Annotated in this window: 24 protein-coding genes; 17 read left to right on the top strand and 7 right to left on the bottom strand. The window is 70.5% G+C overall.

Annotated elements, in window-relative coordinates:
• Nucleotides 1–51: 51 nt before the first annotated feature.
• From RR3_RS24985 to RR3_RS22105, 7 genes are all read left to right on the top strand, one after another.
• Nucleotides 52–189 carry a hypothetical protein gene (locus tag RR3_RS24985; protein ID WP_017681507.1) on the top strand — a complete coding sequence of 46 codons (138 nt, stop codon included), beginning with the start codon at nucleotides 52–54 and terminating at the stop codon, nucleotides 187–189.
• A 258-nt stretch (nucleotides 190–447) separates the two neighbouring features.
• Nucleotides 448–1,134 (top strand): hypothetical protein, encoded by a 687-nt coding sequence (locus tag RR3_RS22130; protein WP_048773627.1) that lies wholly within the window; start codon nucleotides 448–450, stop codon nucleotides 1,132–1,134.
• A 44-nt stretch (nucleotides 1,135–1,178) separates the two neighbouring features.
• Complete coding sequence (locus RR3_RS22125; RefSeq protein WP_064065582.1) at nucleotides 1,179–3,113, top strand: sensor histidine kinase; 1,935 nt, start codon at nucleotides 1,179–1,181, stop codon at nucleotides 3,111–3,113.
• Entirely contained in the window at nucleotides 3,098–3,760 is a 663-nt protein-coding gene (locus tag RR3_RS22120; protein WP_082900260.1) for a response regulator transcription factor, read from the top strand. The genes RR3_RS22125 and RR3_RS22120 overlap by 16 nt, the downstream gene beginning before the upstream one ends.
• Before the next feature lie 149 nt (nucleotides 3,761–3,909).
• Nucleotides 3,910–5,124: an acetyl-CoA C-acetyltransferase gene (locus RR3_RS22115; protein WP_064065583.1), complete on the top strand. Its 1,215-nt coding sequence runs from the start codon at nucleotides 3,910–3,912 to the stop codon at nucleotides 5,122–5,124.
• A 28-nt stretch (nucleotides 5,125–5,152) separates the two neighbouring features.
• Nucleotides 5,153–7,303 (top strand): 3-hydroxyacyl-CoA dehydrogenase NAD-binding domain-containing protein, encoded by a 2,151-nt coding sequence (locus tag RR3_RS22110; protein WP_064065584.1) that lies wholly within the window; start codon nucleotides 5,153–5,155, stop codon nucleotides 7,301–7,303.
• 121 nt (nucleotides 7,304–7,424) lie between these two features.
• Nucleotides 7,425–8,459, top strand: a complete 1,035-nt coding sequence (locus RR3_RS22105) for a type IV toxin-antitoxin system AbiEi family antitoxin domain-containing protein (protein ID WP_064065585.1) — start codon at nucleotides 7,425–7,427, stop codon at nucleotides 8,457–8,459.
• Nucleotides 8,460–8,497: 38 nt separating this feature from the next.
• Here RR3_RS22105 and RR3_RS22100 read toward each other — a convergent pair whose 3' ends face one another.
• Both RR3_RS22100 and RR3_RS22095 read right to left on the bottom strand, forming a co-directional pair.
• Nucleotides 8,498–9,799, bottom strand: coding sequence for a class I SAM-dependent methyltransferase (locus RR3_RS22100; RefSeq protein WP_010594923.1), 1,302 nt, complete (start codon nucleotides 9,797–9,799; stop codon nucleotides 8,498–8,500).
• Nucleotides 9,796–11,229: an FAD-binding oxidoreductase gene (locus tag RR3_RS22095; protein ID WP_026137956.1), complete on the bottom strand. Its 1,434-nt coding sequence runs from the start codon at nucleotides 11,227–11,229 to the stop codon at nucleotides 9,796–9,798. The genes RR3_RS22100 and RR3_RS22095 overlap by 4 nt, the downstream gene beginning before the upstream one ends.
• Nucleotides 11,230–11,365: 136 nt before the next feature.
• Here RR3_RS22095 and RR3_RS22090 point away from each other — a divergent pair, with 136 nt between their 5' ends.
• Nucleotides 11,366–11,800: an SRPBCC family protein gene (locus RR3_RS22090; RefSeq protein WP_040273601.1), complete on the top strand. Its 435-nt coding sequence runs from the start codon at nucleotides 11,366–11,368 to the stop codon at nucleotides 11,798–11,800.
• Here RR3_RS22090 and RR3_RS22085 read toward each other — a convergent pair.
• Nucleotides 11,797–12,555, bottom strand: a complete 759-nt coding sequence (locus tag RR3_RS22085; protein WP_072786557.1) for an Rv3717 family N-acetylmuramoyl-L-alanine amidase — start codon at nucleotides 12,553–12,555, stop codon at nucleotides 11,797–11,799. The two genes, RR3_RS22090 and RR3_RS22085, sit on opposite strands and share 4 nt — an antisense overlap.
• Before the next feature lie 76 nt (nucleotides 12,556–12,631).
• On the opposite strand from RR3_RS22085, the gene RR3_RS22080 reads away from it, so the two are divergent.
• The 4 genes from RR3_RS22080 to RR3_RS22065 all read left to right on the top strand — a co-directional run bounded on the left by RR3_RS22080 (nucleotide 12,632) and on the right by RR3_RS22065 (nucleotide 15,727).
• Nucleotides 12,632–12,955, top strand: a complete 324-nt coding sequence (locus RR3_RS22080) for a YbaB/EbfC family nucleoid-associated protein (RefSeq protein ID WP_010594927.1) — start codon at nucleotides 12,632–12,634, stop codon at nucleotides 12,953–12,955.
• Nucleotides 12,956–12,964: 9 nt separating this feature from the next.
• Nucleotides 12,965–13,573, top strand: coding sequence for a recombination mediator RecR (recR, locus tag RR3_RS22075; protein ID WP_010594928.1), 609 nt, complete (start codon nucleotides 12,965–12,967; stop codon nucleotides 13,571–13,573).
• On the top strand, nucleotides 13,570–14,127 hold the full coding sequence (locus RR3_RS22070; RefSeq protein WP_010594929.1) for a TetR/AcrR family transcriptional regulator: 558 nt from the start codon (nucleotides 13,570–13,572) through the stop codon (nucleotides 14,125–14,127). Before recR ends, RR3_RS22070 begins: the two co-directional genes overlap by 4 nt.
• A gap of 100 nt (nucleotides 14,128–14,227) precedes the next feature.
• A complete protein-coding gene (locus RR3_RS22065; protein WP_017681517.1) occupies nucleotides 14,228–15,727 on the top strand; it encodes an MFS transporter in 1,500 nt (499 codons plus the stop codon).
• A 58-nt stretch (nucleotides 15,728–15,785) separates the two neighbouring features.
• On the opposite strand, the gene RR3_RS22060 is transcribed toward RR3_RS22065, so the two are convergent.
• Entirely contained in the window at nucleotides 15,786–16,760 is a 975-nt protein-coding gene (locus tag RR3_RS22060) for an oxygenase MpaB family protein (RefSeq protein WP_040273673.1), read from the bottom strand.
• A gap of 5 nt (nucleotides 16,761–16,765) precedes the next feature.
• Nucleotides 16,766–18,280, bottom strand: a complete 1,515-nt coding sequence (locus RR3_RS22055; RefSeq protein WP_010594932.1) for an aldehyde dehydrogenase family protein — start codon at nucleotides 18,278–18,280, stop codon at nucleotides 16,766–16,768.
• 129 nt (nucleotides 18,281–18,409) lie between these two features.
• Between RR3_RS22055 and RR3_RS22050 the strand changes: the two genes are divergently transcribed.
• Together RR3_RS22050 and RR3_RS22045 are read left to right on the top strand one after the other, a co-directional pair.
• Nucleotides 18,410–19,561, top strand: a complete 1,152-nt coding sequence (locus RR3_RS22050; protein ID WP_010594933.1) for an acyl-CoA dehydrogenase family protein — start codon at nucleotides 18,410–18,412, stop codon at nucleotides 19,559–19,561.
• 3 nt (nucleotides 19,562–19,564) lie between these two features.
• On the top strand, nucleotides 19,565–20,233 hold the full coding sequence (locus tag RR3_RS22045) for a GntR family transcriptional regulator (protein ID WP_017681520.1): 669 nt from the start codon (nucleotides 19,565–19,567) through the stop codon (nucleotides 20,231–20,233).
• A gap of 95 nt (nucleotides 20,234–20,328) precedes the next feature.
• Here RR3_RS22045 and RR3_RS22040 read toward each other — a convergent pair whose 3' ends face one another.
• Nucleotides 20,329–20,805, bottom strand: a complete 477-nt coding sequence (locus tag RR3_RS22040; protein WP_064065586.1) for a DUF4334 domain-containing protein — start codon at nucleotides 20,803–20,805, stop codon at nucleotides 20,329–20,331.
• A 95-nt stretch (nucleotides 20,806–20,900) separates the two neighbouring features.
• Nucleotides 20,901–22,178, bottom strand: a complete 1,278-nt coding sequence (locus RR3_RS22035) for a TetR/AcrR family transcriptional regulator (RefSeq protein ID WP_064065587.1) — start codon at nucleotides 22,176–22,178, stop codon at nucleotides 20,901–20,903.
• 249 nt (nucleotides 22,179–22,427) lie between these two features.
• On the opposite strand from RR3_RS22035, the gene RR3_RS22030 reads away from it, so the two are divergent.
• The 3 genes from RR3_RS22030 (at nucleotide 22,428) to fadD5 (ending at nucleotide 26,045) form a co-directional block, all read left to right on the top strand.
• Nucleotides 22,428–23,411 (top strand): NAD(P)H-dependent flavin oxidoreductase, encoded by a 984-nt coding sequence (locus tag RR3_RS22030; protein WP_072786555.1) that lies wholly within the window; start codon nucleotides 22,428–22,430, stop codon nucleotides 23,409–23,411.
• The gene (locus tag RR3_RS22025) at nucleotides 23,408–24,187 is read left to right on the top strand and encodes an enoyl-CoA hydratase (RefSeq protein ID WP_010594939.1); all 780 of its coding nucleotides are present in this window, start codon (nucleotides 23,408–23,410) and stop codon (nucleotides 24,185–24,187) included. The genes RR3_RS22030 and RR3_RS22025 overlap by 4 nt, the downstream gene beginning before the upstream one ends.
• A 274-nt stretch (nucleotides 24,188–24,461) precedes the next feature.
• Entirely contained in the window at nucleotides 24,462–26,045 is a 1,584-nt protein-coding gene (gene fadD5 / locus RR3_RS22020; protein ID WP_048773639.1) for a fatty-acid--CoA ligase FadD5, read from the top strand.
• The last annotated feature ends 30 nt before the right edge of the window (nucleotides 26,046–26,075 follow it).

Here is a 26,075-nt window from a genome sequence, read left to right as displayed (position 1 = left end):
GAATGTCTCCCGGCCGTTGCGGATGCGCGCCCGAACCGCTTCCATTGAGTGATGCCGCGGTGGTGCTGGGACGAGGACGAACCGCTGTTCGGTGACGTCGAGTCGCCGGCCGGCGGTGTGGCCATCGCCGGTTGCTCGGCGCTGATCGCCCTCGTCGCGCTGCTGGTGATCGGCCCCGCCCTGGTGTGAACCACGTCCGGTCCCCCCTCCTTTCGGGATCCGCGCGCGAAAGTGCCTGTTGCGCTCGTACTTACGCGCGCAACTCGCACCGACGCGCGCAACTTGCCCTGACGCGCGCCACGTGCGTCCGACGCGCGCAACTTGCACCGGCGCCGCGCCGGGAGAATTCCCACCGGGACGGGACGGGTGTCCCTGGCGACCGGGACACCGGGCGCAGCACCCTCTCCGTCAGGCGCAGAGCGCGCCGGGACGAGGGGAGGGACACCGATGAGCACAGCGAGCGTGACGGAGGACAGCCGCACGGGCGCACGGCGCGCGTCGTCGAGCGCCTGGGCCTGGGGCGGGGCCGTCGCCGGCCTCGCCGGGGTGGTCGCCATCCAGGCGAGCATGGGCATGGGCGCCGCCTACGACGAATCCACGGCGGGCAACGCGTCCGCCATCGCCGACGCCTTCGCGGGTGAGCGGACCGAACTGCTGGTGATGCACCTGTCGCTGATGGTGTCGACGGTGCTGCTGCTGATCTTCGCCGCGGGTCTGCAGCGCCGCCTGCGGATCGCACTGCCCGACGACAGCCTCCTGCCGGCAGTCGCGGCGTTCGGGCTGCTGCTCACCGCGACGGCCTGCCTGCTCGGCGCCGGCCTCGACACCGAATTGCTGTTCGGGCTGAGCGAGCCGGGACAGATGGTCGCCGAGGTCGCCGTCGTCGGTTCGCACTGGGTCGGCACGATCCCGTGGCTGTGGGTGGGCGCGGGGGTCAGCGGCCTGGCGGTGGCCGCCGCCTCGCTGCGCCACGGCGCGACGCCGCAGTGGCTGGGCTGGGCGAGCGTGGTGCTCGGCGGCCTGACGGCGCTGCTCGGGATCTCCCCGCTGCAGTACATGGCCGGCTTCGTCGGCCCGGTGTGGGTGCTCGTCGCCGGCGTCGGATTCGCCGTCTCCGACAGGGCACGCCGATAGGCTGCCGCGCGACGGGACCGGCCGCGGGGCATACTCACCGCACCATGGCTGTTGCGGACGCATCCGAGACGGCGGCGGGCACCGGTGGCGCACCGGGGCCCGCCGCCGTCGTCGCCGTGCTGTCGTGCGGTCTCGCCGTCGCCGCCCTCGCCGTCTTCGCGGCCGCTCGTCCGGACCTCGACTCGGACCAGCTGTTCTTCCTCGTCGACGTCGTCGGCGCCGCGGTATACGGCACCGTCGCCGGGGTGGTGCTCGCACGCCGGGTGCATCCGGTGCCGCTGCTGCTCTCGCTCGCCTCGATCGGCGTCGGGCTGTCGGCCCTGAGCTACGCGTGGACGAAGCTCGCGCAGGTGCGGCCCGGACTGCCGTTCGCCGGGGTCCTCGCGCCCCTGCAGAGCACCACGTGGATCCCCGGCACCCTGGCGCTGTTCCTGGTGGTGCCCTGGTTGGTCCGTGACACACCGCTCGACCGGCGCGCCCGCCTCGGTGTACTCACCGGTGCCGCGGTCACCGGCTGGTTCTTCTGGGCCCGTACCTTCACCGGCACCGCCGTCGGCTGGCTCGTGCTGCCCGTCGTCACCGTCGGTCTGCTCGCCGCGGCGGACATCACCTACCGGTGGCGGCGCGGCCCGGTGTCCGACCGCATCGGCCGGGGCTGGCTCGCGCTCGGCACCGCACTGATGGCCGTGTCCTACATCCCGCTCGCGGTGCCCGGCCTGCCGTGGATGCTCACCCCGCTGCTGCACCTGGCCACCCAGGCGTTCTACCCGATCGCGATCCTCGTGGTGGTGCTGCGGCAACGATTGTGGGGGCTCGACCTCGCCGTCAGCCGCGCAGCCGTCGCCGGCAGCCTCGTCGCGGTACTCGCCACCGGCTACCTCGTCGTGACCGCCACCGTCGCCCTGATCCTGCCCACGGACGGCTCGGTCGTGGCCCAGGCCGTCGCCGCGGTCGCGGTGGCGCTGGCGGTGCAGCCGGTCCGGGCCTGGCTGACGCGGCGCGTGCACATCCTCGTCTACGGCGAGGGCGACGATCCGGCGAGCGCGGTGCGCCGGCTCGGCCGGCACTTCGCCGGGGCACAGACGCCGCGGCAACTGCTCGAGGATCTCGCCGCCGGCATCGGCGTCGCGCTGCGACTCGAGTCCGTGACGGTGCGCCGCGACGACGAGATGCTCGCCCGCTGGGGCACCCCCACCGGGCCCGCCGAGGAGGTCGTCCTGCGCGACGGCCGGGTCGCGGTGACGGCGCCACCCGGCGAGACCCTCGGGCCGCGCAGCCTCCGCGCACTCGGCGAACTCGCCTCCGTGGTCGAGGCCGGCCTCGTGGTGCTGCGATCCTCGGAGGAGCTCGACGCGGCCCGTGCCCGGCTCACCGAGGCCCGGCTCGCCGAACGCCGCACCATCCGCCGGGAACTGCACGACGGGCTCGGTCCGTCGCTGGCCGGGATCCGGCTCGGGCTGCAGGGCGCCCGCAACCTCGTCGACACCGACTCCGCCGACGCCGTTCCGCTGATCGACTCCCTGCTGCGCGAACTCGACCACCAGGTCGAGGGGGTGCGCGAGCTCTCCCGGGGGCTGCTCCCGCCCGCGCTCGACGAGCTCGGTCTCGCCGCCGCGCTCGAGGAGATGTCGGCTGTCCACTCGCGCAGTGGGTTTCGTGTCGAGGTGGACGCCGACGTGCCCTCGGGCCGCAGCGGTCCGGTCGTCGCGGCGGCGTACGGCATCGCCGCCGAGGCGGTCACCAATGCGCGGCGGCACAGCGCGGCCGACGGATGCCGCGTGCGCGTGCGGGCCTCGGCGGACCGGCTCACCCTCGAGGTGCGCGACGCGGGCCGGGGGATGGACCGGAACGCGCGACGGGGAGTGGGGACGCACAGCATGCGCGAACGCGCCGAGGACGTCGGCGGCAGCGTCGCGATCACGGGGGCGCAGCCGCACGGCACCGTCGTCACGGCGCACCTGCCGTGGGGACCGTCGTGAGCGCCCCCACGGCGATCGCCGTCGCCGTCGTCGACGATCATCCCGTGTTCCGGCTCGGCCTCGTCGCCCTGCTGGGCACCCTCGACGGCATCGAGGTGGTGGCGCAGGCAAGTTCGGTCGCCGAGGCGCTCGAGGTGATCACCGCGGACGTCGACGTCGTGCTCATGGACCTCGAACTCGGGGACGGCTCGGGCATCGAGGCGACCCGGCTGCTGCTCGGACGGTTCCCCGAGTTGCGGGTGCTGGTGGTGACCATGCACGAGGACGAGGACTCGCTCGTCGCGTCGGTGCGCGCCGGGGCGCGCGGCTATCTCGTCAAGGGTGCGGACCCGTCGGGCGTGGAGCGGGCGATCCGGGCCGTCGCGGACGGCGAGGTCATCGTCGGCGCCGCCGTCGCTGCCAAGGCGATCGGCGCGATGGCGGCCTCCCGCACCCTCGCGCCCACGGTCTTCCCGGAACTGACCGACCGGGAACGCGAGGTGCTGGACCTGATGGCGCGCGGGCACGACAACGCCACCATCGCCCGCCGCCTGGTGCTGAGCCCGAAGACGGTGCGCAACCACGTGTCGAACGTGCTCGGCAAGCTCGGCGCGGCCGACCGGTCGGCCGCGATCGTGCAGGCCCGCGAGGCCGGCCTGGGGGTGTGAACGTCCGCTCGGTTCGGTCACGGACTCCGCTCGGTTCGGTCCTTCAGTCCGCGGCGTCCCGGCTCCTAGGGTGGACGACGTCGGGCGTGACGGCTGTCACGAGCTGGCGCCCCTCGCATCCGCAAAGCACGGGAAGGAACCTGCGCACTGTGACCTCCGAGGCATTCATCTACGAAGCCATCCGAACTCCGCGCGGCCGCGGCAAGAAGACCGGGTCGCTGCACTCGGTCAAGCCGATCTCCCTGGTCACCGGCCTGATCGACGAACTGCGCGTGCGGTTCCCGGACCTGGACGAGAACCGCATCTCGGACCTGATCCTCGGCGTCGTCGGGCCGGTGGGCGACCAGGGCGCCGACATCGCCCGCACCGCGGTGACCGCGGCGCGCATGCCCGACACCGTCGGCGGCGTGCAGATCAACCGCTTCTGCGCCTCCGGCCTCGAGGCTGTGAACATGGCCGCGCAGAAGGTCCGCTCCGGCTGGGACGAGCTCGTCGTCGCGGGTGGCGTCGAATCGATGTCGCGGGTGCCGATGGGCTCCGACGGCGGCCCGTGGGCGCTGGACCCCGCCACCAACTACGACACCTACTTCGTGCCGCAGGGTGTCAGCGCCGACCTGATCGCCACCATGGAGGGCTTCAGCCGCGAGGACGTCGACGCCTACGCGCTCCGCTCGCAGCAGCTCGCCGCGGCGGCCTGGTCCGGCGGCTACTTCGCCAAGTCCGTGGTGCCGGTCAAGGACCAGAACGGCCTGACCGTCCTCGACCACGACGAGCACATGCGTCCCGACACCACTCTCGCGGGTCTGGCCGGACTGCAGCCGTCGTTCGCGATGGTCGGCGAGATGGGCGGCTTCGACGCCGTCGCGCTGCAGAAGTTCCACTTCGTGGAGAAGATCGACCACGTCCACCACGGCGGCAACAGCTCCGGCATCGTCGACGGCGCCGCGCTGGTGCTCGTCGGTTCCGAGCAGGTCGGCAAGGACATGGGCCTGACCCCGCGGGCGCGCATCGTCGCCACCGCCACCTCGGGTGCGGACTCGACGATCATGCTCACCGGTCCCACCCCGGCCGCGCACAAGGTCCTCGCCGCCGCCGGCCTGACCGTGGACGACATCGACCTGTTCGAGATCAACGAGGCGTTCGCGTCCGTCGTGCTCAAGTTCCAGAAGGACCTGAAGATCCCGGACGAGAAGCTCAACGTCAACGGCGGCGCCATCGCGATGGGGCACCCGCTCGGCGCGACCGGCGCCATGATCATGGGAACGATGGTCGACGAGCTCGAGCGCCGCGGTGCCCGCCGCGCCCTCGTCACCCTCTGCATCGGTGGCGGCATGGGTGTGGCCACGATCATCGAGCGCGTCTGAAACTTCGGAAGGGACTGGGGAATTCACAGTGACTGAGAACAACATGATCGGCTGGGAGCGCGACGCCGACGGCATCGTGGTGCTGACCCTCGACGACCCGAACCAGGGCGCGAACACCATGAACGAGCTGTACAAGGCGTCGATGAAGGCCACCGTCGACCGCCTCGTCGCCGAGAAGGACGACATCACCGGTGTCGTGATCACCTCCGCCAAGAAGACCTTCTTCGCCGGCGGCGACCTGAAGAACATGATCAAGGTCGGGCCGGAGGACGCGCAGCGGATCTTCGACGAGGTCGAGGCGATCAAGGCGGACCTGCGCCGGCTCGAGACCCTCGGCAAGCCCGTCGTCGCCGCGATCAACGGCGCGGCCCTCGGCGGCGGCCTCGAGATCGCGCTCGCCACCCACCACCGCATCGCGGCCGACGTCAAGGGCGTCCAGATCGGCCTGCCCGAGGCCACGCTGGGCCTGCTGCCCGGCGGTGGCGGCGTCACCCGCACCGTGCGGATGCTGGGTCTGCAGACCGCGCTGATGCAGGTGCTGCTGCAGGGGCAGCGCTACAACCCGGCCAAGGCGAAGGAGATCGGCCTGATCGACGAGATCGTCGGCAGCATCGACGAACTCGTCCCCGCCGCCAAGGCGTGGATCAAGGCCAACCCCGAGGGCGGCGTGCAGCCCTGGGACAAGAAGGGCTTCAAGATCCCCGGTGGTACCCCGGCGTCGCCGGCGTTCGCGGCGAACCTGCCGGCGTTCCCGGCGAACCTGCGCAAGCAGCTCAAGGGTGCCCCGATGCCGGCGCCGCGGGCCATCATGGCCGCCGCCGTGGAGGGCTCGCAGGTCGACATCGACAATGCGTCGAAGATCGAGGGCCGGTACTTCACCGAGCTCGTCACCGGCCAGGTCGCCAAGAACATGATCCAGGCGTTCTTCTTCGACATGCAGGCCATCAATTCCGGTGCGTCACGGCCGAACCAGGCCGACGGCACGCCGTTCCCGAAGACCACCTTCCGGAAGGTCGCCGTGCTGGGCGCCGGCATGATGGGCGCGGGCATCGCCTACGTGTGCGCCAAGGCCGGCATGGACGTGATCCTCAAGGACGTCTCGATCGAGTCGGCGCAGAAGGGTAAGGCGTACTCGGAGGGCCTCGAGGCCAAGGCGCTCTCGCGCGGCAAGACGACGGAGGAGAAGTCCGCGGCGCTGCTTGCCCGCATCACTCCCAGCGCGGACGTCGCCGATCTGGCGGGTGCGGACCTCGTCATCGAGGCGGTGTTCGAGAACACCGAGCTCAAGCACAAGGTGTTCCAGGAGATCCAGGACGTCGTCGCGCCGGACGCGGTGCTCGGTTCGAACACCTCGACGCTGCCGATCACCGGTCTCGCGGAGGGCGTGACGCGGCAGGAGGACTTCATCGGCCTGCACTTCTTCTCGCCGGTCGACAAGATGCCGCTGCTCGAGATCATCGCCGGGGAGAAGACCTCCGACGCGACGCTGGCCAAGGCGTTCGATCTCGCCCAGCAGATCCGCAAGACCCCCATCGTCGTCAACGACTCGCGGGGCTTCTTCACCTCGCGCGTCATCGGCACGTTCGTCAACGAGGCGATCCGCATGGTCGGCGAGGGCATCGAGCCGGCGACGATCGAGCAGGCCGGTTCGCAGGCCGGCTACCCGGCGCCGCCGCTGCAGCTGTCGGACGAGCTGAACCTGACGCTGATGCAGAAGATCCGCAAGGAGACCGAGGCGGCGACCGAGGCGTCGGGACTGAAGGTGCCGCAGGACGATTCGTCCACCGTCGTCGACTTCCTCGTCGACGAGGGCCGTCCGGGCCGTGCGGGCGGCGGCGGCTTCTACGAGTACGTCGACGGCAAGCGCAGCCGCATCTGGCCGGGCCTGCGGGAGAAGTTCGACAGTGCCCCCACGGACATCCCGATCCAGGACCTGATCGAGCGGATGCTGTTCATCGAGGCCATCGAGACGCAGAAGTGCTTCGACGAGGGCGTGCTGCGCACCACCGCCGACGCCAACATCGGCTCGATCCTCGGCATCGGCTTCCCGGCCTGGACCGGTGGCGTCGCCCAGTACATCGCCGGCTACCCCGGCGGTAAGGAGGGCTTCGTCAAGCGCGCCGAGGAACTCGCCGCCAAGTACGGCGAGCGCTTCACCCCCCCGGCGTCCCTGCGCTGACCCCCGTGCGCGGTTTTGGTAGCCATCGCTACCAAAACCGCGCACGAGTTCTCCACAGGTGAGGGCTCCCGGCCACGGTCGGGGGCCCTCGTTCGTCGCGGGGTCCGCCATCATCGACCGCATGGGGGACTTCGGGAAGAGCGACGTGCAGAAGCTGTTCGACGATCGAGCCGGCCTGGTGACCCAGACCGAGCTGACCGACCTGGGGGTGGGGCGGGGAACGGTGCGGCATCTGCTCGACACCGGGCGGTGGCAGCGCGTCCTGCAGGGCGTCTACGCCGTCAGCAGCGGGCCGCTGACACGGACCATGGTGCTCGAGGCGGCGCTGCTCTACGGGGGTGGAGCGGCGATGCTGAGCCATCGCACTGCGGCGGAGCTGTGGGGCATGCTCCCGGTCGACGACACCGCACCGGTGCACATCACCGTTCCCGTGGGCAGGTCGGCCCTACCCCAGCGAGCGACGATGCGGGCACCCGGACGGAAAGCGACGCTCCCGGTGTCGAAGCCGGACGCCGTTCTTCATCCGGGGGTGATCGTGCACCGGTCCCGGGCGCACGCCCACATCGGCGTCGATCGGTACCTGCCGCGCACGACCAAGGTCGACACCGCACTGGATCTGGCCACCGCGCAGCCGTCGCCGCGGGAGGCGTACCTGTCGCTGATCTCCACGGTCACGAACGCCGGGATCCGGCTGCACACCGTGCGACGGCGACTCGAGGAGCGGCCGCCGTACCGGTATCGGACCGCGCTCGACGAGGCCGTGACACTGCTGGCGGAGGGGGTGCAGTCCGTCCTGGAGTACCACTACGCGATCGATGTCGAGCGTGCGCATGCACTGCCCGTGGCGGACCGGCAGAGCCCGGTCGTCGTGGACGGCAGGACCCTGTACGAGGACTGCACGTACGACAGCGCCGGATGCCCGCTCACGGTGCGGTTGGACGGCAGGTGGGTGCATTCGATGCGCGAAGTCGCCTTCCGCGACCGGCGTCGGGACAACGCCGCTGAGCTGGCCGGCCGATCGCGGCTGGTCTTCGGATACCGGGAGGTGGCGTCGTCGCCGTGCGACGTCGCGCGCGAGGTGGAGACGGTGCTGACCCGGTTGGGCTGGGTCCGGGACGAGCCGAACCCCTGCTCGTGCCGTGCGCGGTTCTGGTAGTGGGTACTACCAGAACCGCGCACGGGCCGCGGAGCGGCCTATGCGACCCACCACGGGCGCAGCGGGACGTTCGGCTCCTGATCCGGGCCGAGCTTGACGGCCAGGACGTGGTGCAGTTGCACGACGTTGCGTTCGAAGCCGAGGCGGGAACCGGCCATGTACAGGCCCCACACGCGGGCGGTGCCCTCGCCGACCTCGGCGACGCACGCGTCCCAGTTGGCGACGAGGTTCTCGCACCAGCCCTTCAGGGTCAGCGCGTAGTGCTGGCGCAGGTTCTCCTCGTGCAGCACCTCGAGGCCGATGTCCTGGATCTCGGTGATGATGCGCCCCGAGCCGGTGAGTTCCCCGTCGGGGAAGACGTACCGGTCGATGAAGCCCCCGGCCTTGACGGGGCCGCGGTTGACCGGACGGGTGATGCAGTGATTGAGCAGCAAGCCGCCCTCGCGCAGCTTGTCGTGCAACCGCCGGAAGTACGTGGGGTAGTTCTGCACGCCGATGTGCTCGGTCAGCCCGATCGAGGAGATCGCGTCGAAGCCCGTCTCCGGCACGTCGCGGTAGTCGGAGAAGCGGACCTCGGCGAGGTCGGTGAGTCCCTCGTCGGCGATGGCCTTCTGCGCCCACTCCGCCTGCTCCCGCGACAGGGTGACGCCGAGTGCCTTGACGCCGCGCCGTGCCGCGTACCGCACCATCCCGCCCCAGCCGCAGCCGATGTCGAGGAGACGGTCCCCGGGCTGCAGCCGCAGCTTCTCGAAGACGAGGCGGTACTTGTTCTCCTGTGCGTCCTCGAGACTCTGCGCCTCGGAGTCGAACAGCGCGCACGTGTACGTCATGGACGGGCCCAGGACGTGCTCGTAGAACGCGTTGGAGACGTCGTAGTGATGGTGGATCACCTCGGCGTCACGGCTGCGCGAATGCCGGAGCCCCTCCGCGAACCGGCGCCAGCGCGGCAGGTGCTCCTGCGGGGGCGGCGCGATGGGCTTGAGCGTCTCCAACCCCAGCGAGCGGGCGATCTGCGCGAGCGTCAGTGCCGGTGGACGCTGGAAGTGCAAGTCGCCCAGGGCCTTCAGGAGCTCGTACGGGTTGCCGGGATGGACGCCTTCGGCTTCGAGGTCACCCGAGACGTAGGCGCGGGCCATGCCGAGGTCGCCGGGTGCCGTCGCCAGATAGGTCGTGCCGCGCGTGGAGGTCAACCGCAGGCCGTACGGGGCGTCCGCCGGGCCGGCGCTGGAGCCGTCGTACGCGGTGAACCGCACCGGCAGCTCGCCGCCGGTCACGGTCTCGAGAATCTGGGCGAGCGTGAGCCGGCCGTCGGGAATGCCTGGTTCTCGCAACGTGGTCATCTGTTGTGCACCGCCTTCGAGAAGAGGTCAAGCAAACGGGATTCGGGGTCGTAACGCTTCTTCAGGGCGGGATAGTCCCCGCCGCCGTAGTAGAGCTCTTCGAACTCCGCGCGCGTGTAGTACGAGTCGGAGTACAGCGATTTGTGGCCGTCGAGCTCGGCGACCTTGTGTTCGATGCGACGGTTCGCGGCGCCCTCGATCTCGCCGGCAACGGCCGGGACCGACGACCAGAAGCCGACGTTGACATAGGTGCGTTTCGGTTCGAGCGGGTACAGGGGCCACGGCCGCTGGGCGTCGCGCGCCACCGGGCCGCCCTCCCGTAACCGCAAGGGGCACAGCCAGACCGGCTCGATCGGAATCTCGTCGAGGAACCAGCGCAGGAACTCGGCGGTCCGTTCGATCGGCACCTCGATGTCCTGCACGACGCGTTCGCGCGGCAGGTTGCCCTTGCGCCGCTCGATACGGTCGGCGACGCCGTAGCGGTGGTCGAGGGCGATCAGCTTCCAGTAGAAGCTGCTGCGGAGCAGGCGCTTCGGCCACAGCCGCCGGATCCGGGGGTCCTGGGCGCCGAAGGCGCGCGAGCACCAGAACCAGTCGGTGTCCCACCGCCACAGGTAGTCCCGGACGGTGAGGCGGTCGGTCCGCGGATGGTTGACGGATGCGTGCTGGATCGAGCGGTAGTAGATGTCCTCGCCGGTGTAGTCGCTGACCGGGCCGGGGGCGTCGGTCTGCGTCCCGAGGGTCAGGTAGGACTCCGCGGCGGAGAACATCACCCCGTCGAGGTAGTCGACCGGCACCCCGGCGTGCACCCGCTCGGTGGCGATGCGGTCGAGGGCCGACTGCATCTCGTCGAGCGAGTCGAACCGCAGATGCCGCAGCGCCACGTACGGTTTCACCGGTTCGAGTTCGATGCGCAGGCGCGTGGCGTAGCCGAGGGTGCCGTAGGAGTTGGGGAAGCCGTGGAACAGGTCGGCGTGCTCACCGTCGGGGGTGGCGGTGACGATCTCGCCCGCGCCGGTGAGGATGTCCATCTCGAGGACCGACTCGTGCGGCAGGCCGTTGCGGAAGGAGGTCGACTCGATGCCGAGCCCGGTGACCGCGCCGCCGAGCGTGATCGTCTTCAGCTGCGGCACCACCAGGGGTGCGAGGCCGTGGGGCAGGGTCGCGTCGACCAGGTCCTCGTAGGTGCACATGCCGGCGACGTCGGCGGTGCGCGCGACGGGGTCGACGGAGACGACGCCGCCGAGGCCGGACACGTCGAGGCCGGGCGCGTTCACCCGGGCCCGGGCCCGGAAGAGGTTGGAGGTCTTCTTCGCCAGGCGCACGGGGGCGTCGGCAGGGATGGCGCGGTAGGAACGCAACAGGCGCTCGACACCCGCCCGATGTGCGGATTCTCCGCTCGGGACTACGACTGACTTCGGCTTCTGCATACGACTCCCTGGGGCGACGCACGGTGGCGACCTTCACAATAGCCCCGCGGGCCCGCCCGGGCGCGACGATGCAGCAGGCAGGATGGGAACCGGTGACGGCCGCGCTCCGAGCGGCCCACGGGCAACAGGAGGAACAGTGGGACAGGTAAGCGCCAGCAGTTCGATTCAGCTCGCCGCGGCGCCGGAGCGGGTGCTCGAGGCCCTCGCGGACTACGAGTCGGTGCGTCCGCGCATCCTCCCGGAGCAGTACCGCGACTACCGGGTGCTCTCGGGTGGTCGCGGCGACGGCACGGTCGTGCACTGGATCCTGCAGGCGACGAAGAAGCGGGCTCGCGACGTCGAGGCGCGAGTGGCGGTCTCGGGCAGCACGATCACCGAGCGGGACGCGAACTCGTCCCTGGTGACCACGTGGAGCGTGGTGCCCAACGGCACCGGTTCGACCGTGGTGACGTTGACCGAGTGGAAGGGTGCGGGCGGCATCGGCGGCTTCTTCGAGAAGACCTTCGCGCCGCTCGGGCTGCGCAAGATCCAGGCGCAGGTGCTGGCGAACCTGAAGCGCGAACTGGACTAGAGGGCGTCGGCGGGGTCGCCGGCGAACGCGACGATCCCGGCGACGACGGCGGTGGCGTAACGCTGCCGCCCGTCGGGATCGGTCATCGTCGCGGCGTCCGTCGCGTTGCGCATGTTGCCGAGCTCGACCAGCACCGACGGCCGTCGGGCCAGATTGAGTCCGGCCAGGTCGTCGCGACCGAGCAGGCCGTCGGTGCCGAGGTAGGTGGACGGGGTCAGTCCGGCGTCGACGAGGGCGTCGCGCACGGCGACGGCGAGGGCGACGGACGGGCCGGCCTGCACCTCGTCGAGCGGGGGCGCCGAGTAGTTGACGTGGAAGCCGCGCCCGTCGGCGGGGCCGCCGTCGGCGTGCAGGCTGACCACGACGTCCGCGCCGGAGGCGTTGGCCTCTTCCGCGCGCCGGTCCACGCAGGCCGCGACGGACGCGTCGTCGGGGCGGCTGAGCAGCACGTGCGCGCCGAGCTCCTCGAGTTCGGCGCGCACGAGCATCGCGACGTCCCAGTTGAAGGTGTGTTCCGCGTAGCCCGAGTCGGTGCTGGTGCCGGTGGTCTGGCAGTTCTTGGTGCCGCCGCGGCCGGTGGGCACCTGGGCGGTGATGCTCGCGTCGTTGGTGCCGTTGTGGCCGGGGTCGAGGAAGACGGTGCGGCCGGTCAGCGGCAGGTCCGGGGTCGCGGTCGCGGGGACTCCCGGCAGGGACAGGGCCAGCACGCAGGTGGCGGCGACGGTGATCCGGCGGGACAGTCCACGCACGCGCATTCCGTCACGGTACCGGGGACGGACTACCCTGAGTTGCGAAATCCCGCGAAAGGACATGCCTGTGGAACCCGGTGGAATGCCCGACATGCAGCAGCTCCTGGCGCAGGCGCAGCAGATGCAGCAGCAGCTGATGGCCGCCCAGGCGGAGATGGCGCAGGCGGAGGTGACCGGCCAGGCCGGTGGCGGCCTGGTGACGGCGACGGTGAAGGGGACCGGTGAGGTCGTCGGCCTTCGGATCGACCCCGAGGTCGTCGACCCCGAGGACGTGGAGACGCTGCAGGACCTGGTGATCGGCGCGATCGCCGACGCGTCGGCGAAGGCGCAGGAGATCGCCTCCGAGAAGCTCGGCCCCCTGGCCGGTGGGCTCGGCGGCGGCATTCCCGGTCTGCCCGGCTTCTAGAGGAGTCACGTGTACGAGGGACCGGTCCAGGACCTGATCGACGAGCTCGGCAAGCTGCCGGGCATCGGTCCGAAGAGCGCCCAGCGCATCGCGTTCCACCTGTTGTCGGTCGAGCCGCCGGAGCTCGACCGGCTGCAGGCGGCCCTGCAGCAGGTGCGCGACGGCGTCCGGTTCTGCGAGGTGTGCGGCACGGTGGCGGATCAGGAGCGGTGCCGGATCTGTTCCGATCCGCGCCGGGACCGGACCCAGATCTGTGTGGTCGAGGAGCCGAAGGACGTGCAGGCCATCGAGCGCACCCGCGAGTTCCGTGGGCGCTACCACGTGCTCGGCGGCGCCCTCGATCCGCTCAGCGGCATCGGTCCGGACCAGTTGCGGATCCGTGAGCTGCTCACCCGCATCGGCAATCAGGAGGACGGCGTCGACGTCACCGAGGTGATCATCGCGACGGACCCCAACACGGAGGGCGAGGCCACGGCGACGTACCTCGTGCGGATGCTGCGGGACTTCCCCGGCCTGACCGTGACGCGGCTGGCGTCCGGTCTGCCCATGGGGGGCGACCTCGAGTTCGCCGACGAGCTGACCCTCGGGCGGGCGCTCTCGGGCCGACGCACACTGTGACCGCCCCGAGACGCACCGGGGAGCAGACGCGCCGCCGGATCCTCGACGCGGCCGGCATGGCGTTCGCGACGCGTCCGTACCGCGAGATCACCCTCAAGGACATCGCCGAGGACGCCGGCGTCAGCCCGGCGCTGATCATCAAGTACTTCGGTTCCAAGGAGCAGTTGTTCGACGCGCTGGTCGACTTCCAGAGCGCGGCGGACGTGTTGTTCGACGGTCCCCTCGAACAGCTGGGGGAGCGGATGGTGTCGATGCTGGCGCGGCCGCTCGAACCGTACAAGCCGCTCTCGATGAACATCCTGTTCATGAGCGGGGCGAGCGAGGAGAGCAACAGCAAGCTCCGGGAGAACTATTCGAAGCAGATGATCGACGCGCTCGCGGCACGCCTGCCCGGCCCGGATGCACGGTTGCGGGCGGAGCTGGCGATGTCGATGGTGATGGGTCTGGCGATCATGCGGCGGCGCATGCTCGCGGAGCGCGCCACCGGTTCGGTGCCGGACGTGGTGGCGCGGTACGCGCCGCTGGTGCAGGAGCTGCTCGACGGGGCGGAGTGACCGACGGCCCGGAGTGAGATGCGGGTCACCTCTGTTGCGGGGTAAACGGCTATTCACTTAGCCTGGTAAACAATTATTCACCCCGCGCGGAGGAGGGCCGATGGCGTACGTGTCCACCCACCCCCTCCGGCTGCGCGGATCCCGGCCGGACCGGTCGCTCGCCGGGCCGCCCGCCCGCGGGGCGGCGACGGCGGTCGCGCCCCGGCCGTCGCGTTTCGTCTTCCCGATCCTCGCGGTCGGGGCGATCTTCCAGGCGATCATGCAGACGGTCATGGTGCCGCTGCTGCCGAGCATGCCGGCGCTGACCGGCGCCGGCACCACGGCCGTGTCGTGGCTGGTGACCGCCACCCTGCTGGTCGGGGCCGTGATGACCCCGATCTTCGGCCGGCTCGCCGACATGGTCGGCAAGAAGCGCATGCTGCTCGTCGCGCTCGTCCTGATGACCGTCGGATCGCTGCTGTGCGCGATCAGCTCGAACATCGCGGTCCTCATCACCGCCCGCGGTCTGCAGGGCGCGGGCGCGGCGGTCATTCCGATCGGCATGTCGATCCTGCGGGAGGAACTGCCCAGGGACCGCGTCGGACGCGCCGTCGCCCTGCTCAGCTCCACCCTCGGCCTGGGCACCGCGCTGGGCATCCCGTTCGCCGCCGCCATCGTCCAGTTCGCGGATTGGCACGTGCTGTTCTGGGTCACCACCGCGATCGGCGCGGCGGTGGCGACCGCGGCCGCGGTGTTCATCCGCGAGTCCCGCACCCGCACCGGCGGCCGGTTCGACGGCGTCGGCGCGGTCGGCCTGAGCGCCGCGCTGGTGAGCCTGCTCGTCCCCCTCACCCAGGGCAGCACCTGGGGCTGGACCAGCCCCGCCGTGCTGTCGATGTTCGCCGCCGCCGTCGTGCTGTTCGGACTGTGGGGATTCCAGCAGCTGCGCAACCGCAATCCGCTCGTCGATCTGCGGGCCTCGGCGCGGCGCACGGTCCTGATGCCGCACCTGGCCGCCCTGCTGGTGGGGTTCGCGTTCTACGGCAACACCCTCATCACCACGCAGTTGCTGCAGGCCGACCCCGACCACGGCGCCGGGTACGGGCTGCCGATCCTGCTCGCGGCCCTGTGCCAGCTGCCGGCGAGCTTCGCGATGATGTCGTTCGCCCTCGTCGCGGCGCGGTTGTCCGACCGGTGGGGCACGAAGGTCCCCATGCTGGCCGGCGCGTTGTTCCTGCTGGGCGGCTACTCGCTGCATGCGGTGCCCGACAAGCCGCTGTGGTCGGTGGTGGTGGCGCTCGGTGTCGCCGCCATCGGCACCACACTCGTGTACTGCACACTGCCGGTGCTGATCATGGGTGCGGTCCCGCTCGAGCAGACCGCCGCGGCGAACGGCGTCAACGTGCTGCTGCGCACCACGGGCAGCACGGTGTGCAGCGCCGTGGTCGCGACCGTCCTTGCGGCGCATCTGGTGAACGGCGGCATCGCCGCGGCGGGCTTCTCGATCGCCTACCTGGCGTGCGCTGCCTGCGCGGTGGTGGTGTTCGTGGCCGCGCTCGCGCTGCCGGCGGCGAACCGGCGGCCCGTCGAGCACGTCACCTCCGAGGTGCCTTCCGTATGAGTAACGCCGGTCCGCCGCCCGCGTGCCGGCGGCGAACCGGCCTCCTCCCTCCCCGGGTCTAGTACTCCACGCCGAGGTCCCGCAGGCGGTAGCCCTCCGGGTACCCCGGATAGGTGCGGTTGCTCGGATTGCTCGCGGCCATCGAGGTCCGTCGTTTCGGCAGCCGGCGTACCACCGCCGAACGGGCCCGCAGCGCGGCCTCCGCGACGGCCCGGACCCGCGGGGACCCCTGCGGGAACCCGAATGCCGCCGCCATCCGCTCGTCGATGAGCGAGTACACGGCCGTGGCGACGGCGGGTGCGAGCACCTTCGGGTACCACGACTGGAACAGCCGCAGGGTGTAGGTGCCGATGCGGTGGTTGTCGTCGCTGTAGGTGAAGTGCTCGTCCTCGTAGTCCAGCTTGAACCGCTGGAAGTCCTGGTACGACTCCGGAATGTTCTTGATCCCCATCCGGATTCCGACCTGCCGGTAGAAGTGGAACGAGGCGAGACGCTCGTGCGGGTGCAGCCGCCGCCAGCCGTAGCGGTCGATCCAGTCGATCGGGTCGTAGACGAACGTCGAGAGGACGTAGAGCATGTCGTCGTTGTCGATCGAATACCTGCCGTGCATCCGGTTGACGTTGCGCAGCGACTCGCGACCCCGGTCGGAGTCGTACCCGTGCTCGACGAGTTCGGACATCAGGATCGCGGTGTCGTCGTAGCGCTTCTGCGGGCGGTGCTCGAACTCGCCGGTGCGGGCCAGCAGCGCGGAGATGCTCGGCACACAGTAGGTACGGAACAGCGCGAACTCGAGCGACCGCTGGTAGTCCCAAGGGAACTCGTACCCGGCGGTGATCCGCAGGATGTCCTGATGGTGGGTGACCGGGTCCAGGCCCTCGATCACCTTCAGCCAGCCGAATCGCCCGAATCCGGCGTGCGGGTCCTGGTTCGGCGCGGGGAAGGTGGCGGCCTTCTCGGTCCGGGCGTCGGGGCGGGCGACGACGGACGCCCCGCGCGTGCGTTCCCGGGTGCGGTCGGGGGAGGTCGACGTCATCCGCGTCACCGCCCGTGCCGAGTGCGGAGCATCCACGCGGCGATCTTCATGTCCCGCGCGGTGCGTTCGAGGGTGAGCAGGTTCAGCGGGGCCCGGAACCTCTCGACGGTCACCGACTTGGGGCGGCTGAATTCGCGCAGGCCGTCGGCGCCGTGGATGCGGCCGAATCCGGATTCGCCGATGCCGCCGAACGGCAGCGACGGGATGCCCGCGAAACCGAGCACCGAGTTCACCGACACCATGCCGGTGCGCAGCCGGTCGGCGATCTTCCGTCCACGCGCGCGGTCCTTGGTGAACACCGACGCGCCGAGACCGTAGTCGGTGGCGTTGGCGCGCTCGACGGCCTCGTCGAGATCGCGCACCTTGTTGACCACCACCGTCGGGCCGAACGTCTCCTCGCACACCGCCGAGGACCGCTCCGGGACGTCGGTGAGGATCACCGGGTCGACGTAACGGTCGTGCACGGACTCGCGGCCGCCGACGACGGCGCGGGCGCCGTGCTCGAGCGCGTCGTCGATCTGGCCGCGCACGATGTCGATCTGCCGGGGCAGGGTCATCGGACCGTAGCTCGCGTCGTCGCTGCCGCCGGGGCGCACCCGCTCCATGGTCGCGGTGAGCTTGTCGAGGAACTGCCGGTAGACCGGCTCGACGACGTAGATGCGTTCGACGCCGGCGCAGGTCTGGCCCGCGTTCCCGAACGCTCCGAACGCGGCCATCTCCACGGCCTTGTCGAGGTCGGCGTCCTCCGCGACGATCATCGCGTCCTTGCCCCCGCACTCGGCGACGAGCGGGGTGAGGGTCTCGGCGCACACGGCCATGACCTTGCGGGCGGTGGCGCCGGAGCCGGTGAAGGCGACCTTGTCGACGCCGGAGCGGGCGAGTGCCGCCCCGGTCTCGCCGAGGCCGGTGATCACCTGGAACACCGGCTGCGTCGGGGCGAGCCCGTTCCACTTCTCCTCGAGCCACTTGCCCACGCCGGGGGTCAGCTCGGACGGTTTGAACACGACGGCGTTGCCGGCGGCGAGGGCGTAGGAGATCGAGCCCATCGGGGTGTAGACCGGGTAGTTCCACGGTCCGATGACGCCGATCACGCCGAGCGGCTGGTACTCGAGGGTGGCCCGCTGGTTGGCGCTGGCGAGACCGGACGGCACCGTGCGCGGGCGCAGCACCTTCCTGGCGTTGCGGGCGGCCCAGTCGAGGTGCTCGATCGCGAGCATCACCTCGAGGAAGGCGTCACCGCGGGGCTTGCCGGTCTCGGCGGAGACGAGGGCCGCGAGGGGCTCGGCGTCGGCGGCGACGGCCTGCTTGAACTCGAGCAGCCAGTCGCGGCGGCCCCGGAAGCCCTGGTCGGCCCACCATCGGGCCGCCGAACGCGCGCGGTCGACGGCGGCGGCGACGTCGGCGGCACCGGCGATCGGATACTCGGCGAGGACGGATCCGTTGCGCGGGTCGAGACTCGCGAAGGTATCCCCCGGAGGGGCCGGGGACTGGGTATCGGCGGGCGTGAGTTCCTGGGTCATGGGCGACGCTTCCTTCGCTGGGTCACATCAAATATATTTGATGTGATTCACTGTCGTGGATATCACACTAGGCGGCGCGCCCGGTGTCGACAACCCCCCACTAATTGTCCAGGCCAGGAGGCCGATCCCATGCACACGAACCTGACGGAATTCACTCCCGAGCAGCAGGACTTCGCCGCAGCCGTCGCCGATTTCTGCCGACGGGAGGTCGGCACCCGCGAACAGCGAGACGCCCTCACCGACCACGGCAAGCACAGCCACAACCAGGAGCTCTACCGGAAGATGGCCGAGCTCGGCTGGCTCGGCGTGACGGTGCCCGAGGAGTTCGGCGGCTCCGCCGGCAGCACGGTCGACCTGTGCATCCTGCTCGAGCAGAGCACACGGGGCATGGCACCCATCGGGGGCATCGGCCCCACCCTCATCACGGGCGCCGCCTACGAGAAGTTCGGCACCCGGGCGCAGAAGGAGACCGTGCTCGGCGGCATCGTCGAGGGCCGATCCCAGTCCATCTCCATGTCCGAACCCGAGGCGGGATCCGACGTCGGCGCCCTGACCTGCCGCGCCGAGAAGGTCGACGACGGCTGGCTGATCAACGGCCAGAAGACCTGGTGCTCCAACGCGCACTTCGCCGACAACATTCTGCTCGTCGCCCGCACCGACCGCAGCGGCGCCAAGCATCAGGGCCTGACGATGTTCCACCTGCCGGCCGGCACCGCGGGGCTGAAGATCAGCGGCATCGAGACCATGGGCGGCAAGGAGGTCAACGACCTCTACCTCACCGACGTGCATCTGCCGGCGGACGCCGTCGTCGGCGAGGTCGGCAACGGCTGGACCCAGCTGATGGCCGGGCTGAACACCGAGCGGCTCATCCTGGCCGCGATGATGCTCGGCACCGCGCAGCGCGCCTTCGACGACGCCCTGCAGTTCGTCACCGAACGCAAGCAGTTCGGCCGGCCGGTCGGCACGTTCCAGGCCATCCGTCATCGCGTCGCCGACCTGGCCACCGAGATCGAGGCCACGCGCCTGCTCGTGTACCGCGTCGCGCGGCTCGTCGACGACAACCCGGGCACGTTGTTTCCGCGCGAGGCGTCCATGGTCAAGCTCAAGGCCACCGAGGTCGCGAAGAAGACGGCCCTCGAAGGCATGCAGATGATGGGCGGATACGGGTACGCCACCGAGTTCGACATGGAGCACCATGTCCGCCGGACGATCGTGTCGACGATCTTCGGCGGCACCAACGAGATCCAGCGCGACATCATCGGCAAGAGCTACGGGTTGTAGACGATGGCGGCACCGGCCCGTTCCCTGCGGCGACGGCCTCAGCTCTCGGAGGAGGTCGCGATCCACCTGCGGGGCCTCATCATCTCCGGCGCGCTGCGCTCCGGCGACTTCGTGCGGCTCGACGAGACCGCAGCCGAACTCGGGGTCAGCGTCACCCCGGTCCGGGAGGCGCTGCTGACCCTGCGGGGGGAAGGTCTCGTGGAGTCGGTGCCCAACCGCGGTTACGTCGTCTCGCCGCTCGGGCGGGGCGACGTCGCCGACATCTTCTGGCTGCAGAAACAGATCGCGGTGGAACTGGCGGTGCGCGTGCTGCGGGTCGCGGACGCTGCGGACCTCGATCGGCTCACCGCGCTGAACGATGCGCTGCGGTGCGCGGTCTCGTCGTCGGACGCCGACCGGATCGCCGCTGCGGAGTTCGAATTCCATCGCGAGGTCAACCGGATCGCGGACAGCCCGAAGCTCGCCTGGTTCCTCTACAGCGCGGCCCGCTACACCCCGTACCGGCTCTACACCGCGGACCCGGAGTGGGGCCGGTCGGCCGTCGACTCGCACGCCCGCTTGATCGACGCGTTCCGCAGGGGGGACCGCGACGAGGTGATCGCGCAGACCGCGGGGCAGTTCGACGATGCGGTCCGCCGGCTGCTCGAGCACCTGGACCGGCGCCCCGAGTGACCGAATGTGACATCCGGTCGATCACATCGACCGGATGTCACATTCGGTCCTGTGGAGCGTGGGGGTGTCCGGCGGAAGGCTTGCGGTGCAGGGGATTACAGCGCGATGTCGCGTTCGAGACCGAACCAGTAGTGCTCGCCCGCGTCGAACACGAGCCCGCCCTTGCCGTTCATGACGCCGACGAGCGTGTCGTCGTCGGCCTTCTTGAAGTGGTCGAACACCGGCATACCGTCGTAGACCATGGTGGCGGTGACCTCGCCGCGGAACCGGACCTCCCACAGTGACGCCTCGCCGCGCCCGGTTTCGACGTCGGAGTAGAGCTCACCGCTCGCGTCCCGGCACATCAGCGGCTGCACGTCGTGGGCGGCGGCGAACTGCTTGCCGTACCACCGGGCCTTGCCCAGCACCGTGTGGGTGCGGTGGCCGGTGTCGAAACTGAATCCGCGCCAGCGGTATCCGACGAGATCGTCGATGCGGGCGGGCTCGAGGCGCGCCCACAGGTCGTCGAGTTCGCGCGGCGAGATCGTGTCGGTGCGGCGGCGCAGTGCGGCCAGCTCGTCGGCCACGGTCATGGTCACTCCTGACGGTCGAAGGTGAGTACTGCCTCGACGGCATCGCTGCGGGTCCGCGCCGTACTCCCGCACCACCGCGGCGAGTGCCGTGCGCGTCACGCGTCCGCCGCCGGGTCGCCGAGAAGGGTCGCCAGCATGAGCTGTTGCACGCGGGTCTCGTTGGCGGGGGTGGCGTCGAAGTGCAACAGACGTCCGACGTCGAGCACGAGGTTGAGCGCGGCGTGCACCAGGAATCGGCACTCGACGGCGGACAGGGCCGGACGTACCTCGCCGAGCAGGCGGGCCCACTCCTCGACGTTGAGCCGCTGGATGTTGCGCAGGTCGGTGCGGTGTGCATCGGGCAGGTTTCCGATCTCGGTGAAGTACACGACCATCAGCTCGCTGCGGGCGAACGACAACTGGACGTACACGCGGGTCAGGGAGCACAGTGCCTCGGCCGGGGTTGTGGAGTCGGCCAGCGTGCCGTTCACGGCGACGGCGAGCCGGTCCGCGGCCCGGTGGAAGGCCGCGGCGAGCAGGTCGGCCTTGCTCGCGAAGTGCCGGTAGACGCCGGAGGCGTTGATGCCGGCCGCCGCGCCGATCTCCTCGATGCTCACGTCGTGGTACCCGCGGGCATAGAAGAGCAGGATCGCTTCGTGCAGCAGCACCTCGCGCTTGTTGGCGACGGCGAGGCCCGGGACACGGGCCGGCTCGTCGTGTGACCGGTCGGTCGTCGCCGGACGGACACGCGCGACCGAACGGCAGGCCTCGAGCAGCAGCCGCTCGATCCGGCGGTTGGCCAGCGGGGCGCGGTGTGCGGTGATGCTGCCGACGACGCTGAGCATGGCCGCGCTGAGGATGACGTTGTCCGGTTCCGGGAGCCCGGGTCGCAGGGCCGCCAGCGCGGCCCCGATCCGGCGGTTGACCCCCCAGATCTCTCGCCGGACCGCGTCGCGGTCCTCCGCGGTGAGATAGCGGCTCTCCCATCGGTAGAGCCCGGCGGTGCGGCGGCATTCGACGGTGGTGCGGATCGCGGCGAGCAGCAGGCCGTCGAGGCGTTCGCCGGGGTCGGCGCTCGAGGGGCTCGCGGCGTCCGCTTCGGCGACCGCCGTCCCGAGCGTCGTGCCCAGGCTCAGGGCGGCGTCGCGGAACAACGCGTACTTGTTGGGAAAGTGCCGATAGAGGGCGGGGCCGGAAATGCCGACCGCGGCAGCGATCTCGTCGATCCCGACACCGTGGTACCCGCGTTCGCTGAACGCCTCGGCGGCGACCGCCGCGATCTGTGCCTTGCGGTTCTTCGGCCGTCGTCGCGGAGCCGGTGTTCCCTCGGTCGCCGTGCGGGCGGTCGACCGTGTCCGCGTCGCCCGCGAACCGGCCCGGGTCTGCTCCGCCACCGTACCTCCATTCATGCCGGGCGTGATGCCGGCAGCCTATCGCACACGTTAGCGGCCAACACCATATCTGCGTCGGCGAATCGGAGGGCCACGCCCCACGGAAAGGCCAGCGGAGAACCCTTGACAAACGCGGTTGCGCACCGCGAAAGTTAACGAGCATTCCCGATGTCACCACGGTGTCCGGCCGCTGCGCCGGACGTGTCCGTCCGATGCGCGTCGCGGCGCAGGTCCAGGATCCGAGGAGGTCCAGTGAGAACCCGATTCACCGAGGCATTCGGGGTCGAGCACCCCATCGTCCAGGGTGGGATGATGTGGGTCGGCCGCGCCGAACTCGTCGCCGCCGTGGCCGAATCCGGCGCTCTGGGCTTCCTGACCGCGCTCACCCAGCCGACGCCCGAGGACCTCGTGAAGGAGATCGCCCGGACCCGCGAGCTCACCGACAAGCCCTTCGGTGTCAATCTCACGATCCTGCCGTCGATCAACCCGCCGCCGTACGCCGAGTACCGGCAGGCCATCGTCGAGTCGGGTATCAAGATCGTCGAGACCGCCGGGTCCAACCCCGTCGACCACCTGCCCCACCTGAAGGACGCCGGCGTCAAGGTCGTCCACAAGTGCACGAGCGTGCGGCACGCGCTCAAGGCCGAACGCGTCGGAGTGGACGCCGTCAGCATCGACGGATTCGAGTGCGCCGGTCATCCCGGCGAGGACGACGTGCCCGGACTCGTCCTGATCCCCGCCGCCACCCGGCAGCTGCAGATCCCGGTGATCGCCTCGGGTGGCATCGCGGACGCCCGCGGCCTCGTCGCCGCGCTAGCCCTCGGGGCGGACGGGGTCAACATGGGGACCCGGTTCATGTGCACCGTCGAGTCGCCCGTCGCGCATGCGGTCAAGGAACAGATCGTCGCCAACACCGAACGCGACACCCGGCTCATCTTCCGCACCCTGCACAACACCGCCCGCGTGGCGGCGAATTCGGTCAGCGCGGAGGTCGTCGAGATCGAATCGCGCGGAGCGGAGTTCGGCGACATCGCGCACCTCGTCGCCGGCGCCCGGGGCAGGAAGGTGTTCGAGGACGGCGATCTCGAGGCGGGCATCTGGACGGCCGGACAGAGCCAGGGCCTGATCGACGACATCCCGACCGTGGCCGAACTCGTCGAGCGCATGGTGTCCGAGGCGGAGTCGATCATCGAGGACCGGCTCCGCGGATTCGTGGCACAGGGGGTCGGGGCGTGAGCACACCGACCGGGGAGGGGCTGCGCTCGGAACTCGCCGACGGCATCCTGCGGCTGACCATCGACCGGCCGAAGCGGATGAACGCCGTGGACCTGCCGACCATGCGGGCGCTCGGCGCCGCGCTGGACGAGGCCGGCCCCGATCCCCGGGTCCGCACCGTCGTCCTCACCGGTGCGGGAACGGCGTTCTGCACCGGCGCCGATCTCGCTGCGGCAGCGACGAACCCGGCCGATCCGACCGAGGTCATGGACGTCGCGAACGCGGTGATCCGATCCATCGCGACGGTTCCGGTGCCGGTGATCGCCGCCGTCAACGGCCCCGCCGCGGGCGTGGGCGTGTCGATGGCTGTTGCGGCGGACCTCACCTACGCCGCCGAGAGCGCCTATTTCCTGCTGTCGTTCGTGAACATGGGGCTGATGCCCGACGGGGGAGCGAGCCTGCTCGTCCCGGCGGCGGTCGGGCGTGCGCGGGCCGCGGAGATGGCGCTGCTCGGCGAGCGGGTGTCGGCCGCGGATGCCGACCGGTTCGGCCTCGTCGCGCGCACCCTGCCCGACGCGCAGTTCGCCGCGCATGTCGCGGACGTGGCGGCTCGGACGGCGACGAAACCGCGGCGCGCTTTCGAATTGACCAAGCGGGCACTTCATGCCACCACGCTCGGCCTGCTCGACGACGCGCTGGCCCGGGAGAAGAGCGGCCAGACCGAGCTGCTCGCCTCGGCGGACTTCGCCGAGGCGGCCATGGCCATGCTCGAGAAGCGAGCCCCGCGTTTCCCCTGACGACAGGCCGTGCACTTACCGGCGCGGGAACCCCGGTCGCCGCCCGGCTGCGTCCCGGTCGGACTGCCCTGTTCAGACGTTGGGCGACAAAATCATTCGATGCGAGACACGCTCCGTGCTGCGCGCGCCCGCGCCCTCCTCAACCGGTTGTCTCCTCGAGAATCACCATTAACAAAATGCTGGCCGAACAGGGCCGCTGCCTGTAATGTGCCTCACATCGAGAACCCGGATCGCGTCCCGTCGGCACCTCCGCCACGCCCCGAGAGGAATCCTCATGGTCACCGCCTCCACCCTCGCCGAGACCCAGCGCCTGCGTCGCAACAACTGGAACAACCACCTCGAGCGGCACGCCCTGATGATCCCGAACCGCACCGCGCTGCGGTTCCAGGGCCGGTCGATCACGTGGGCGGAGCTGCACGACCGGGTCGAGCGGCTCGCCGGTGCCCTCGCGCGGCGCGGCGTCGGCTTCGGTGACCGGGTCGTCGTGCTCATGCTCAACCGCCCCGAATACCTCGAAACCGTGCTGGCCGCGAACGCTCTCGGTGCGATCGCCGTGCCGGTCAACTTCCGTCTCACCGCGCCCGAGGTGGCGTACCTGTCGAACGACAGCGGGGCCTCGGCGATCGTGGTCGAGGCACCCCTCGCTCCGCTGGCCGCCGCGGTCCGCGCGGAGAGCGACGGGCTCGGCCTGTCCATCACCGTCGGCGGGGCCCCGGACGGCGACAGCCTCGCCTACGAGGACCTGGTCGCCGAGACCGGCGAGCCGCACCCGGCGGTCGACGTTCCGGACGACACCCCGGCCCTGATCATGTACACCTCCGGGACCACGGGACGGCCCAAGGGCGCGGTGCTCTCCCACAGCAACATGTCCGCGCAGGCCCTCACGTGCATCCGTGCGTTCCACCTGTTCGACGAGTCCGGCGTCGGGTTCTGCGCCTCGCCGATGTTCCACATCGCGGCTCTCGGTGCGATGGCACCCAACCTGATGCTGGGCGTCGCCACCGTGATCCATCCGGTGGGGGCGTTCGACCCGAACGAGCTGCTCGACGTCCTCGAGGCCGAGCAGGTCACCAACCTGTTCCTGGTGCCGGTGCAGTGGCAGGCGGTGTGCGCGGCACAGCAGGCGAACCCGCGGAAGCTGGCCCTGCGCAACATCTCCTGGGGCGCTGCGCCGTCGTCCGACACGATCCTGCGCGCGATGGCCGAGACGTTCCCCGACGCGTCGAACGTCGCGGTGTTCGGCCAGACCGAGATGTCACCCATCACCTGCGTGCTCGACGGCGAGGACGCGCTGCGCAAGCTCGGCTCCGTCGGCCGGGTCATTCCCACCATCCAGGCGCGGGTCGTCGACGACGAGATGAACGACGTGGCCCCCGGTGAGGTCGGCGAGATCGTCTACCGCGGACCCACCATGATGAGCGAGTACTGGAACAACCCGGCCGCGACGGCAGATGCGTTCCACGGCGGCTGGTTCCACTCCGGCGACCTCGTGCGCGTCGACGACGAGGGCTTCGTCTACGTCGTCGACCGCAAGAAGGACATGATCATCTCCGGCGGCGAGAACATCTACTGCGCCGAGGTCGAGAACGTGCTGTTCTCGCATCCGAAGATCCTCGAGGCCGCCGTGATCGGACGTCCGGATCCGAAGTGGGGCGAGGTGCCGGTCGCGGTGATCGCGTTACGGCCCGGCCACGACGATCTTCCCCTGGACGAGCTGCAGCCGTTCTTCGACGAGCGGCTCGCCCGCTACAAGCATCCGAAGGACGTCGTGATCGTCGAGGCCCTGCCGCGCAACGCCAGCGGCAAGGTCGTCAAGCACCAGCTGCGCGGCGGCCTGTCGGCGGTCGTCCAGGGCTGAGACGCCGAGGAGCCGTCGGGGGACGGGAGG

Source organism: Rhodococcus ruber NBRC 15591, assembly GCF_001894945.1.
Lineage (GTDB): Bacteria > Actinomycetota > Actinomycetes > Mycobacteriales > Mycobacteriaceae > Rhodococcus > Rhodococcus ruber.
This window is presented reverse-complemented; position numbering and strand designations above follow the sequence as displayed.

Bases quoted from the DNA above. Each gene is read 5' to 3' on its own strand.
- RR3_RS22060 (WP_040273673.1), bottom strand. From the start codon at position 16,760: ATGACGTCGACCTCCCCCGACCGCACCCGGGAACGCACGCGCGGGGCG.
- RR3_RS22065 (WP_017681517.1), top strand. From the start codon at position 14,228: ATGGCGTACGTGTCCACCCACCCCCTCCGGCTGCGCGGATCCCGGCCG.
- RR3_RS22105 (WP_064065585.1), top strand. From the start codon at position 7,425: ATGGGGGACTTCGGGAAGAGCGACGTGCAGAAGCTGTTCGACGATCGA.
- RR3_RS22100 (WP_010594923.1), bottom strand. From the start codon at position 9,799: ATGACCACGTTGCGAGAACCAGGCATTCCCGACGGCCGGCTCACGCTC.
- RR3_RS22050 (WP_010594933.1), top strand. From the start codon at position 18,410: ATGCACACGAACCTGACGGAATTCACTCCCGAGCAGCAGGACTTCGCC.
- RR3_RS24985 (WP_017681507.1), top strand. From the start codon at position 52: ATGCCGCGGTGGTGCTGGGACGAGGACGAACCGCTGTTCGGTGACGTC.
- RR3_RS22130 (WP_048773627.1), top strand. From the start codon at position 448: ATGAGCACAGCGAGCGTGACGGAGGACAGCCGCACGGGCGCACGGCGC.
- RR3_RS22080 (WP_010594927.1), top strand. From the start codon at position 12,632: ATGCCCGACATGCAGCAGCTCCTGGCGCAGGCGCAGCAGATGCAGCAG.
- fadD5 (WP_048773639.1), top strand. From the start codon at position 24,462: ATGGTCACCGCCTCCACCCTCGCCGAGACCCAGCGCCTGCGTCGCAAC.
- RR3_RS22085 (WP_072786557.1), bottom strand. From the start codon at position 12,555: ATGCGCGTGCGTGGACTGTCCCGCCGGATCACCGTCGCCGCCACCTGC.
- RR3_RS22040 (WP_064065586.1), bottom strand. From the start codon at position 20,805: ATGACCGTGGCCGACGAGCTGGCCGCACTGCGCCGCCGCACCGACACG.
- RR3_RS22095 (WP_026137956.1), bottom strand. From the start codon at position 11,229: ATGCAGAAGCCGAAGTCAGTCGTAGTCCCGAGCGGAGAATCCGCACAT.
- RR3_RS22055 (WP_010594932.1), bottom strand. From the start codon at position 18,280: ATGACCCAGGAACTCACGCCCGCCGATACCCAGTCCCCGGCCCCTCCG.
- RR3_RS22125 (WP_064065582.1), top strand. From the start codon at position 1,179: ATGGCTGTTGCGGACGCATCCGAGACGGCGGCGGGCACCGGTGGCGCA.
- RR3_RS22045 (WP_017681520.1), top strand. From the start codon at position 19,565: ATGGCGGCACCGGCCCGTTCCCTGCGGCGACGGCCTCAGCTCTCGGAG.